The sequence below is a fragment of the Corynebacterium hiratae genome (genome assembly GCF_009708045.1).
GTDB lineage: Bacteria > Actinomycetota > Actinomycetes > Mycobacteriales > Mycobacteriaceae > Corynebacterium > Corynebacterium hiratae.
Genome location: NZ_VIOG01000001.1, coordinates 208,737 through 220,391, shown reverse-complemented (window position 1 = coordinate 220,391; position 11,655 = coordinate 208,737). Strand labels below are relative to the sequence as shown.

General features: G+C 61.2%; 11 protein-coding genes. All 11 read right to left on the bottom strand.

Annotation, left to right across the window (positions count from 1 at the left end):
* Window positions 1-98: 98 nt before the first annotated feature.
* A complete protein-coding gene (gap, locus tag FME68_RS00985; protein WP_046649103.1) occupies window positions 99-1,106 on the bottom strand; it encodes a type I glyceraldehyde-3-phosphate dehydrogenase in 1,008 nt (335 codons plus the stop codon).
* Window positions 1,107-1,550: 444 nt separating this feature from the next.
* Window positions 1,551-2,540: a DNA-binding protein WhiA gene (gene whiA, locus FME68_RS00980; RefSeq protein ID WP_328287669.1), complete on the bottom strand. Its 990-nt coding sequence runs from the start codon at window positions 2,538-2,540 to the stop codon at window positions 1,551-1,553.
* Window positions 2,541-2,641: 101 nt separating this feature from the next.
* Window positions 2,642-3,640, bottom strand: a complete 999-nt coding sequence (locus FME68_RS00975; protein ID WP_158395608.1) for a gluconeogenesis factor YvcK family protein — start codon at window positions 3,638-3,640, stop codon at window positions 2,642-2,644.
* 87 nt (window positions 3,641-3,727) lie between these two features.
* Complete coding sequence (gene rapZ, locus FME68_RS00970) at window positions 3,728-4,609, bottom strand: RNase adapter RapZ (RefSeq protein WP_070511748.1); 882 nt, start codon at window positions 4,607-4,609, stop codon at window positions 3,728-3,730.
* A gap of 62 nt (window positions 4,610-4,671) precedes the next feature.
* On the bottom strand, window positions 4,672-6,726 hold the full coding sequence (uvrC, locus tag FME68_RS00965; protein ID WP_328287668.1) for an excinuclease ABC subunit UvrC: 2,055 nt from the start codon (window positions 6,724-6,726) through the stop codon (window positions 4,672-4,674).
* Entirely contained in the window at window positions 6,726-7,352 is a 627-nt protein-coding gene (locus tag FME68_RS00960) for a PH domain-containing protein (RefSeq protein ID WP_046649098.1), read from the bottom strand. The genes uvrC and FME68_RS00960 overlap by 1 nt, the downstream gene beginning before the upstream one ends.
* 85 nt (window positions 7,353-7,437) lie before the next feature.
* A complete protein-coding gene (ribH, locus tag FME68_RS00955) occupies window positions 7,438-7,920 on the bottom strand; it encodes a 6,7-dimethyl-8-ribityllumazine synthase (RefSeq protein ID WP_158395443.1) in 483 nt (160 codons plus the stop codon).
* A 75-nt stretch (window positions 7,921-7,995) separates the two neighbouring features.
* Window positions 7,996-9,258, bottom strand: a complete 1,263-nt coding sequence (locus FME68_RS00950; RefSeq protein ID WP_046649096.1) for a bifunctional 3,4-dihydroxy-2-butanone-4-phosphate synthase/GTP cyclohydrolase II — start codon at window positions 9,256-9,258, stop codon at window positions 7,996-7,998.
* 11 nt (window positions 9,259-9,269) lie between these two features.
* The gene (locus FME68_RS00945) at window positions 9,270-9,908 is read right to left on the bottom strand and encodes a riboflavin synthase (RefSeq protein ID WP_144013160.1); all 639 of its coding nucleotides are present in this window, start codon (window positions 9,906-9,908) and stop codon (window positions 9,270-9,272) included.
* 25 nt (window positions 9,909-9,933) lie between these two features.
* Window positions 9,934-10,959: a bifunctional diaminohydroxyphosphoribosylaminopyrimidine deaminase/5-amino-6-(5-phosphoribosylamino)uracil reductase RibD gene (gene ribD / locus FME68_RS00940; RefSeq protein WP_328287667.1), complete on the bottom strand. Its 1,026-nt coding sequence runs from the start codon at window positions 10,957-10,959 to the stop codon at window positions 9,934-9,936.
* Window positions 10,956-11,633: a ribulose-phosphate 3-epimerase gene (gene rpe / locus FME68_RS00935; protein ID WP_158395441.1), complete on the bottom strand. Its 678-nt coding sequence runs from the start codon at window positions 11,631-11,633 to the stop codon at window positions 10,956-10,958. Before rpe ends, ribD begins: the two co-directional genes overlap by 4 nt.
* Between the last annotated feature and the right edge of the window lie 22 nt (window positions 11,634-11,655).

The window sequence follows — 11,655 nt, the reverse complement described above, 5'->3', positions numbered from 1 at the left end:
TGGAGGGTGAGGCGTGGCGCATGGGCCGGTGTCTAGCCTGTGGAGCTGTCACAGGCGATCACAGCTTGGTTCACTGTGGTCATTCTAAAGAGTCAGTTTTAGAGCTTGGAGGCAACCAGGGAGGTGGTGCGCACGAGCTGGCTGGTATAACCCCACTCGTTGTCGTACCAGCCAAGGACCTTGACGAAGTTGCCGTTGGAAACCTTGGTCATGCCCGCATCGAAGATGCAGCCGTGGGAGTCGGTGATGATGTCGGTGGAGACAATCGGATCCTCGGTGTAGCCCAGGGTCTCGCCGAACTCGCCGGTGGCGGCTTCCTTGATAGCAGCGTTGATTTCCTCAGCGGTGACGTCGCGGGATGCCTGGAAGGTCAGGTCCGTGGCGGAACCGGTGATGGTCGGAACGCGCATTGCGTAGCCGTCGAGCTTGCCCTCCAGCTCCGGGAGAACCAGGGAGACGGCCTTTGCTGCACCAGTGGAGGTCGGAACCATGTTGACGGCTGCGGCGCGGGCGCGGCGCAGGTCGCGGTGCGGGGCATCCTGGATGCGCTGGTCACCGGTGTAGGCGTGGATGGTGGTCATCAGGCCCTTCTCGATACCGAACTTCTCGTGCAGGACCTTGGCCATCGGGGCCAGGCAGTTGGTGGTGCAGGATGCGGCGGAGATGACGTTGTGCTTCTCAGCGTCGTACTCATCGGAGTTAACGCCGTAGACGAAGGTTGCGTCGACGTTCTTGCCCGGAGCAGAGATGATGACCTTCTTGGCGCCGGCCTCAATGTGAGCCTTGGCGGCCTCACCATCGGTGAAGAAACCGGTGGACTCGATGACGATGTCGACGTTGTGCTCGCCCCAGTTCAGGTTCTTCGGATCGCGCTCTGCGGAGACTGCAATCTTGTGACCGTTGACGGTGATGGACTCGTCGTCGTGCTGGATCTCACCGTCGAAGCGGCCCAGAACCGAGTCGTACTTGAGCAGGTTGGCCAGGGTTGCGTTGTCGGTCAGGTCGTTGACTGCGACGACCTCGAGGTCATTGTTGCCCTGTGCGACTGCACGGAAGAAGTTGCGGCCGATGCGGCCAAATCCGTTGATACCTACGCGAATGGTCACTGTAATGTCTCCTCAAATAATCGAGTGAAGTTCTATCGTGGGGGCTTCCGAGACTTTGTCTTTATAGGCAGTGCGGTGGACCGTTCTTGCGGAACCGTTGCCCCTGCCACTTCCGTGACGTGCTCGGTGGTTTTCCCAACACGGCCGATAGTACCCACGGTTTCTGCATCCCGCAGTGCTCCTGACCGTCCCCAACGCGAGTGGTCGCACGAGGCCAAAAAGAGGCGTATAGTGGTTGGGCCGTCGCAGAGAATTTGAGACAACCCTCGAGCTATACACCTGCAGTTATGCCCGTTTGTGTGGGATTATGTTGGGGACTTTCACTGCGGGGTGGGATATCTCACTAAAGCAAAAAAGAGCGGATTAATCCAAAAAGAAATGCGGCAACAGCCGCACGGAAATCGGGCGTGATACCCGGTCTAATGCCCGAACGGGCACGAGTAACTAGGACTCTTCGAAAAGATCCTCAGTGACGGCCTTCGTCGTATCTGGGATCCCAAGCTCCTTGGCACGCTTGTCCGCCATAGACAAAAGGCGCCGAATGCGCCCGGCCACCGCATCCTTAGTCATTGGCGGATCAGCCAAACGGCCGAGCTCTTCCAAAGAGGCTTCACGATGCTGCACGCGCAAGCGGCCGGCATCCGCGAGATGCTCCGGAACGTCATCGCCCAAGATGACCATCGCGCGTTCGACGCGTGCTGCAGCCGTCACGGCCGCGCGGGCAGAGCGGCGCAAGTTGGCATCATCGAAATTATCGAGACGGCGAGACGTATCGTGGGCTTCTCTCTGGATGCGCTTCTTTTCCCATGTCAGGCGCGTCTCTTGGGCGCCCATACGGGTCAGGAGCGCGCCAATGGCGTCGCCGTCGCGCACGACGACGCGGTCCGCGCCGCGCGTTTCCTTTGTCTTCGCCGCCACGCCCAAACGGCGCGCGCAGCCGACAAGAGCGAGTGCAGCCTCCTGGCACGGGCAGGTCACCTCAAGCGCTGAGGAGCGGCCCGGTTCGGTCAAGGAACCTTGCGCCAAGAAGGCGCCGCGCCAGGCTGCTTCATTATCGGCTACAGAACCAGAGATGACTTGTGGAGGCAAACCCACCACGGGGTGGCCGGAGCGTGTTACCAAACCAAGGCGTCTGGTCAGTTCCTTGGCACCGGTGGTGATGCGCACTTGCACGCGACTCTTCTTGGACGAAGCCGCAGGCCCAGCGACGTGGGTGCTGGCGGAAATCGAATAGAGCTCATCGAGTGCGGTGACGAGGCGGTTCGCTACGCTCTGCGACTCCAGTTCCACCTCGTACATCACGCGGTCCCCGGTGATGTGGAGCTCGCCAGCGAACCTGAGGATCGCGGCAACCTCCGCCGCGCGGGCGGACTGGCGCGGCACGGACACCGCCGTAAGTTCCTCCTTGACCTGATCGGTCAATGACGCAGACACCTCGTGCCTCCCCTTTCAACTCGTGGACGTAGCGCACCGCGCAGATTGGCGTGGGCGAGACGCGGCGGTGAACGATGAATGCCCCATAGTCTATCGCGCGCTTAACCGCGATGAGTGTCTGGGGCTCCCGCTGTGGCATCGCGTTCGGCGGCATACTCGGTGTAAAGCTCGGTGAGCACCTGCGCCAGCTTGTCTGGGCAGTGCTTATTAATCGACCTTCCGTCCTCGTCGTATTGGCACACGTCTCGGAAGACTGCCGTAGCGCCCAGAACACTGGCGGCGCGCTGAACAAAGACGCGCTCCGACTCGTTCGGAAGCCCGGATGCATCAACGATAACGCGGTCTACCCGCAGGCTCGGGGCGTGCTGCGCTAGGACATGCAGGTGGCGCTCGGCAGAAAAACCTTGGGTCTCACCCGGCTCAGCAGAAAGATTGAGCACCACCACGCGGAGAGCATCCGACGAGGTAATCGCGTCGACGATATCCGGCACCAGGACGTGTGGAAGAACGGAACTAAACCAGGATCCAGGACCTAGGGTGATCAGGTCCGCGTCGTGGAGCGCGCTAATGGTTTCCGGGTTGGCCCGAGGCTTCTCCGGAATGATGCGCACCCGGCGCACCTGCCCCACGGTCGATGCAACAGCCACCTGGCCGCGGACCGAGCGAATGATACGGGGGTCGTCGTCAAGCCCGGAAACATCCGCCTCAATCTCCAGAGGTAAGTTCACGGCTGGCAGTACCCGGCCGGCTGACTCCGTCAAGCGTGCAACGGCATCGAGAGCGGCCTGGAAATCCCCCAACACCTCAGTGAGTCCAGCGATGAGGAGGTTGCCCACGGCGTGGCCGGCCATCGCACCGGTGCTCTGAAAACGATGCTGCAGCGTCTCGGCCCACAGCTGGCCTTCCTCCGTATCGCTGGATAAAGCGGCGAGCGCCATGCGCAAATCACCTGGCGGAATAATGTCCATCTCGCGGCGCAACCGGCCGGAAGAACCGCCGTCATCGGCCACGGTGACGATGGCGGAGATTGCCTCCGCGCCCGTGCGGCGAGCAGCGAGCAAGGTTTGATAAAGACCATGGCCGCCGCCCAGGCTAGCCATGTGGAGTGGGAGAGTCGTCACGTAAGTACTAGCTTTCAGTCATGTAATAAAAGGAATGAATACGAATCTTCTCGATACGTATCGCGCCTAGTCGCGGGCGATGTCTCGGTGCAGGGTGCTCACGTCCAAGTCTCCGCGCTCGCTAAGGCGGCGGGCGATCTCTTCCGTGACGGCCACGGAACGGTGGTGCCCACCCGTGCAACCAATGCCTACGGTGATGAAATTCTTCCCCTCGTGGCGATACCCCGTGAGCATCGAGTCCAACATGTCGATGAAGCGCTCGATAAAAGGCTCAGCGGCGTCTTGGGACAGAACGTAATCCGACACCGGCTCATCGGTGCCCCGGTAGCCCCGCAGTTCCGGTACCCAATAAGGATTGGGAAGAAAACGGACGTCGACGACAAGGTCAGCGTCCCGCGGAGAACCATGCTTGAAGCCGAAGGACTGGAGCGTGACGTGCTGGCGTTCCCCGCGCATGTCACCGAAGGCAGCCTCGATGGCACGGCGTAGGTCATGAACAGACAAGTTCGTCGTGTCGATGATAATGTCCGCACGCTCACGAATGGATTGCACGGCGGCGCGCTCGCGTTGGATGCCCGCTTTCAGCGTTTCACCGTCCTGCAGCGGGTGCGTGCGACGCACCGAATCGAAGCGGCGAATCAGTACGTCATCGCGCGCATCGAGGAAAAGCAGGGTCGGCTTCATATCCAGCTGCTCTAGTTCATCCAAGGTTTCTGCCAAAGAACCAGGGAACATGCGGGAGCGTACGTCGGTGACCGCGGCGATTTTCGTTACAGGAGAATCCGGACGTGCACACAGCTTCAAGAGGTCAACGATGGCCTTCGGCGGGATGTTGTGGGCGACGTAGTAGCCCTTATCCTCCAACACTTTTGCCGCCGACGTCAGGCCGCCGCCCGACATGCCGGTAATCAAAATGGGCGGAGAATCAAACAACGTCATGGCCTCCATTCTTACCACTTAAGTGGTTGCCACGGTAGGAATCCGGTCTAGGAATACGGTGGGAATCCCTCCTAAGAGTCGTGAAGGTGATCAAAGACGGTCTGAGCTAGTTTGGGACCGAATCCCTTCACCTCAGCAATGTCCTCCACGCTTGCGTCCTTGAGCTTCTTTACCGAGCCGAAGTGCTTCACTAGGTCCGTGCGACGCTGCGGCCCCAAGCCCGGGACCGCGTCGAGGGCGGAGGAGCGCATCCGCTTTGAACGCTGCTGGCGGTGATAAGAAATAGCTACGCGATGGGCCTCGTCGCGCAGGTGCTGGAGTAGAAATAGCGCCTGCGAATTGCGCGGTAGAATCACCGGTTCGTCATCACCAGGCACCCACACCTCCTCCAAACGCTTGGCCAGACCGATGAGTGTTACATCGACGATGCCGAGCTCATCAAACACAGCTTGCGCAGCTGCCACCTGCGGTGCGCCGCCATCTACGATGAAGAGCTGAGGCGGATAAGAGCTGCGTTTGGTCTGGCTCGCCGCCTCTTCGCGCACCAGCTCCTCAGCGAAGGTGGTGTTCTCTAGCTCTTCGTCAGGCACCGCCCGCTTATCGTCATGGTGATGCTTAAACCGGCGGCGGGTGACTTCGGCGATGGAACCGACATCGTCCGAGCGGCCATCGCCCGCCGCTTCCTTGATGCGATAACGCCGGTAGTCGGACTTACGGGGCAGCCCATCCTCGAAAACCACCAGGGAGGCCACAACATCGGTGCCCTGAATGTGGGAGATATCCGTGCACTCGATGCGCAACGGCGCGGAATCCATGCCCAGTGCTTCCTGCAGCTCCTGGAGTGCGGCGGAGCGCGCAGTGAGGTCGCCAACACGCTTGAGTTTGTGCTGTTTCAGTTGCTCCTTGGCATTGCGCTCGACGGTCTCCATCAGCGCGCGCTTATCCCCTCGCTGCGGAACGCGCAGATCGATCTGGGCGCCACGCAGCTCCTCCAAAACGATCTTGACCTCATCGGCTTCATCGGGCAGTTCCTGGACCAAGATCTCCCGCGGAATAGCGTTTCCACAATGCTCCTCGGCATGGGATTCCTGGTCCACTCCCCTACGCTCCAACTTCGCGTCTTCTTCAGCCTCTAGGCGCTGGCGTTCTGCCGCGTCAGAATAGAACTGAATAAGGAAGTTTTGAATCAAAGCCGGCAGACCAGGATCTGGCTCGCCTTCGCGCACCGCGTCAGTCGTTGCCTGATCTCCGGAACGCTCCACAACCCAGCCGCGCTGCCCGCGGATGCGTCCCGAACGCACATGGAAGATCTGGACTGCAGCTTCCAGTTCATCCGAGCTAAACGCAATGAGGTCCGCATCCGTGCCATCAGGCAACACCACTGCCTGCTGCTCCATCAACTTGTCGATGGCACCCAAGTCATCGCGCAGGCGGGCCGCCAATTCAAACTCCAGGTTTTCCGCGGCCTCCTCCATGCGCTGCGTGACCCGCTTGCGAACGGGTGCGGTGTTACCGTTCATGAAGCTGATGAGTTGGTTAACCGTATCGCGATGTTCTTCCGGGCTAACGCGGCCGATGCAGGGGGCATCGCACTTGCCGATATACCCCAGCAAACAGGGCCGCCCCAAGCGCTCGTGGCGGTTGAACACACCCTTGGCGCAGGTACGCATGGGAAAGATGCGAGTGAGAAGATCCAGGGATTCACGCACCGCCCAGGCATGGGAATAGGGACCGAAATAGCGCACGCCTTTGCGGCGTGGGCCCCGGTAGAAAAACGCACGCGGAATGGTCTCCCCAACGGATACCGCGAGCATGGGATAAGTCTTATCATCGCGGTACATCACGTTAAAGCGCGGATCGAAGCGCTTAATCCACGTGTACTCCAGCTGCAGCGCTTCCACCTCGCTGGCCACCACGGTCCATTCCACCGAGGCCGCCGTCAGCACCATCTGGCGAGTGCGCGGGTGTAGTTGAGTGATGTCCTGGAAGTAATTGGATAACCGCGCCCGCAGGTTCTTTGCCTTGCCCACATAGACGACCCGGCGGTTCTCATCACGGAACTTATAAACGCCCGGATCTGTAGGGATACTTCCGGGCGCGGGACGGTACTGAGAGGGATCAGCCACTAGTCATCCTGCGGCATGTAACGGGCTTCTAGGTCGCGGAAAGAGCGGACATTGGTGATCACGTCGTCCTTATCGCCCGACTGCAGGGCCCAGACCGGCACGTATTCAAAGTCCGGAAGCTCGATGCGCGCCATGCGGGAGCCTTCGGGGAAGGACAGTCCGTAGATGACCTGCCACGGGTAGAAACGGGTTCCCACGATATTGCGGACCTCCACCCCGTCGGAGTTCGCGCGCAGCCGCGGGCGAGTCAGAGCCAGCCAAGACAAAATGGAAATCACCACGCCGACGCCGGGGAAAGCGAACTTATCAATCGTCGTTACCGTCGCGCCGGTAAAGGACAGACCCACCGTAAAGCCCATGAAAAGGTGCGCGGCCATAACGAGAATGATCCAGATGATGGCCACCTTGCGCAGGTAGGGAGAGGTAACTTCATACTCCCAGGGCTTGGACGACGTCTGGGCGAAAGGATCCGCGCTGGTATAGGCCAGCATTTGCTCATCGCTCATGCCGCGTCCTGGTCCCCCGGCCGCCATCGACGCAGCCGGCTGCGAAGAGGCGGAGGACTGGTTGGCATGGGCCGACTGTGCCCGCTCTTCGTGCCCGGAAGGCACCTGTGAGTCCGTCATCGAGTTTTCCATCTCCTCATCACTCCGCTGAGGCAGGCCACTCCCCCTGCCGGATACGCAAGGCGGCGTGGTTGCACTTGGCAGCCTACTTTTGGTTTGACTCGTTCAGTGTACGCAACGTGTGTACGGTTTCTAAAGCTGCGTGCATGGCCTCGGCACCTTTATCCTCTTCAGAGTCCGCAAAGCCGGCGCGATCGACGGCTTGCTCATAATCGTTGACCGTCAGCACTCCATTGGCCACCGGGGTCGACTCATCGAGCGCGATGCGCGTCAGGCCCTGCGTCACGGAATCGCAGACGTAATCAAAGTGCGGGGTGCCACCACGAACAACGCAGCCCAACGCAACCACGGCATCATGGGTGCGCGCGGCGGCTTGGACCACGACGGGCAGTTCGAGGGCCCCGACCACGCGCAGGGGCGTGACCGCGGCGCCGGCGGCTTCGGCAGTCTCGAGCGCTCGACGATGCAGCTGATCACAGATCTCTGCGTTCCACGTTGCGGTAACGACAGCGACGCGGATACCTTCCCCGGAGACATTGTTCGGGGTGGGCAGGCCTTCCTTGCTCATAGTGTGCTCCTTGTGCTCAAAGCTTGATACTCAATGCGTGATGGTTAGGGGCGCTGAAGCGCTTTATCCCCAACTCTAGGAGTGTTTCTGATCCCATTCGGCTACCTGGGGCAGATCATGCCCCATCCGGTCACGCTTGGTGCGCAGATAGCTGATGTTCTCCGCTGTGGCGGGGGTAGCCAGCGCTGTGCGCGCGGTGGCATCAATGCCGAAGCCTTGCAGCCCCTCGCCCTTGTGCGGGTTATTGGTCAAGAGGTTCACGGATTTCACGCCGACGTCGCGTAGGATTTGTCCGGCCACGGAGTATTCGCGTGCATCCTCCGGCAGGCCCTGCTCCACGTTGGCATCAACGGTATCGAGGCCTTCGTCCTGCAGGCGGTAGGCCTTGAGCTTGTTGACCAGGCCAATTCCGCGTCCTTCCTGTCCACGCAGGTAGATGACGATGCCGCGTCCCGCTTCTTGCACCGCACGGAGGGATTCCTGCAGCTGCGGACCACAGTCACAGCGCTGGGAGGAAAAGACGTCACCTGTAAGGCACTCAGAGTGAACGCGAACGGGTACATCCTCGGCACCGGAATAGCTTTCCACATCACCAACGAAAAGGGCGATGTGCTCGCGCTTGTCGACGTCATTCGAATAACCTACCGCGCGAAACTCGCCGTACTCGGTGGGCAGGCGGGTTTCGACTTGGCGGTGAACCTGCTGTTCGTTGTGGCGACGCCACTCGATGAGCTGCTCAATGGAGATCATCGTCAGCCCGTGGGCGTCGGCAAAGCGACGCAGCTCCGGGGAGCGCGCCATGTCCGTGGGATCCTCTTCAGAGACGATCTCACAGAGCACGCCAGCTGGGCGAAGGCCTGCCAAGCGAGCCAGATCGATGGCGGCTTCCGTGTGCCCGTCACGTTCGAGCACGCCATTCGGGCGCGCGGCGAGCGGGACCACGTGTCCGGGGCGGGTAAATTCCGAGGGCTTAGAGGAGGGATCGGCCAACCTGCGGATAGTTTCGCAGCGCGAGGTGGCAGAGATACCAGTGGAACCATTAGCCAGGTCCACCGTGACGGTGTAGGCGGTCTGCCGTACGTCCTGGTTCACCGCGAACATCGGGGGTAAGTTCAACCGCTCACAGTCCTCCGGGAGCAGCGGTGCGCAAATGTAGCCGGAGCTATAGCGCACCATAAAGGCCACGAGCTCCGGGGTGGCGAGCTCAGCGGCAAAAATGAGGTCACCTTCGTTCTCGCGGTCCTCATTGTCCACGACGACGACCGCCTTGCCGGCCGCAATGTCCGCGATGGCTTGGTCGACGCTATCTAAACTAAAAGCTGAATCTGCAGCGCTCATAAGGACTTACTCTATCCCTCCGCGCCACTGGCGGAGGCGTTGGGGTGAACCATTTTCTCCACATACTTTGCAACCACGTCTACCTCGAGGTTGACGCGAGCGCCTGGCACCATCGAACCGAACACGGTATCGCGCAGCGTGGTGGGAATGAGTGAGACTTCAAAATAGCTCTCCGCGTCAGGCTCTCCCTGTCCGTCTGACAAGGCCGATACCGTCAGGGAGGTTCCCTGCACCGCGATGGAACCCTTCTCCACCACGTAGCGCTCCAGCTCGGCCGGCAGGCTAAAGCGCAGCACCTCCCAGTGCTCCGACGGTGTGCGGCTCAGCAAGGTCCCGGTGCCATCGACGTGCCCTTGCACAATGTGGCCACCCAAGCGCGTCGTCGGGAGCACCGCACGCTCGAGGTTGACCGGCGCGCCCACTTCGAGTTCGCCGAGGGAACTGCGGTTCAAAGACTCCTTCATGACATCTGCGATGAAGGTTCCTTCTCCCAACTCAGCAACGGTCAGGCACACGCCGTTGACCGCGATGGAATCTCCCAGTTGGGCGTCCCCCAGCACGGTGGTTGCGGCGACGCCGAGGCGCACGGCATCACCCTGCGGCTCCACGCTATCGACGTGGCCAATTTCTTCAACGAGTCCAGTAAACATAGCTAGTACTCCCCTTCCCTATCTTTTAACCTTTGAGCTTTCTATATTCCACGAGCAGGTCCTCGCCTAGCTCAGTAACCGCCACGCGCTGCCACCTCTCAGCCTGGGCCAGATTCTGGGACAGAGCTCGAGTGAGAACTCCTCTGCCCTCGCCAAGAATGACGTTGCCCAGGTAGGCCTGAATACGCTCGACGTAGCCCAACTCCATGAAGCTGGTGGCTAGCCCTGCGCCGCCTTCGACAAGGATGTCTCGCGCGCCGCTGGCGTACAGCTGATCTAGTGCCTCCTGCGGCGTGGAATAGTGCTCGAAGCCGAGCTCGACCAGGTTACTAGCCCCGCCCCGGCTAACATCGCGGGAACCGATGACAACGCGCCGCGGCTGCCGCTCACGCAGCGAACCATCCGGGTAGCGCGCCGTCAACGAGGGATTATCCGCTAACGCCGTGCCGGTTCCAATAAGGATGGCATCGCGCTGCGCCCTATCACGATGCACGTGCTCGCGGGCCCGCTCTCCGGTAATCCACTGGCTACTGCCATCCGCCGCGGCGGTGAAACCATCCAGGCTTTGTGCAAATTTGAGTGTGACGTGCGGGCGGCCGAGACTCACCGCGCTCAACCACGGTTCGAGCGCATCGTCCACGCCCTCCGGCGGCGCGAGCTGTCCCACCGTGACTCCGGCGCGGCGCAGTGTTGCTGATCCGCCCCCGGCTTGTGGGGTGGGGTCCGGGTGGAGGTAGTACACGGCGGCCACGGAGGCATCGATAAGCGCCTGCGCGCAGGGCCCAGTACGACCCGTGTGATTGCAGGGCTCCAGGGTCACCACGGCGGTTCCACCGCGGGCCTTGTCCCCTGCATCGCGCAGCGCCATGACTTCAGCATGCGGCCCGCCCGGGGGCTGGGTGGCGCCGACGCCGGCGACCTGGCCGGCAGCATCGAGAATCACCGCGCCGACCGGCGGGTTCGGACTCGTCGTACCGCGAACCCGCTCGCCGGCCTCCATGGCTACGCGCAATGCTTGCGATAGGACAGCAGAATCGTGGCGTGGAATCACAGCGTGGCCAGTCGGCGCAGCTCCTCGACGGCCGCCGCCTTATCTGCTTGCTTGTAAATGGCCGAACCCGCGACAAAGGCATCACAGCCCGCCTCGGCGGCGGAGCGGATCGTCTCAACAGAAATACCGCCATCGATTTCGATGAGGACATCGAGGCCACGCTCATCGATGGCTGCGCGCAAGGTGCGTACCTTATCCAGCTGATCCGGCATGAAGCTCTGACCACCAAAGCCGGGTTCGACAGACATGACGAGAACCTCGTCGAAGTGCTCAAGGGCATCCAGCCAGGGCTCAATCGGGGTGCCCGGCTTGATCGAGAAGCCCGCGCGCACCCCTAGGTCCCGAATCCTGCGGGCCAAGGCGATGGCCGCGTCCTTGTCGGCCACGGCCTCGACGTGGAAGATGATGCAATCAGCGCCCGCCTTGGCGTAGGTTTCCACCCATTTCTCCGGCTCCTCGATCATGAGGTGAACGTCGAGGGTCTGCGAAGTAATCCCGTCCACCGTCGCCGTAATATCCGGGCCGAAAGACAGGTTCGGCACGAAGTGACCGTCCATGATGTCAACGTGGATCCAATCCGCGTTGGCCACTGCTTTGACCTCTTCGCCCAAGCGGGTGAAATCGGCGGCCAGAATGGATGGGGAGATAATGGGACCAGACGAGTGTGCAGACATGACACTCAGCCTAGTCCCTCAC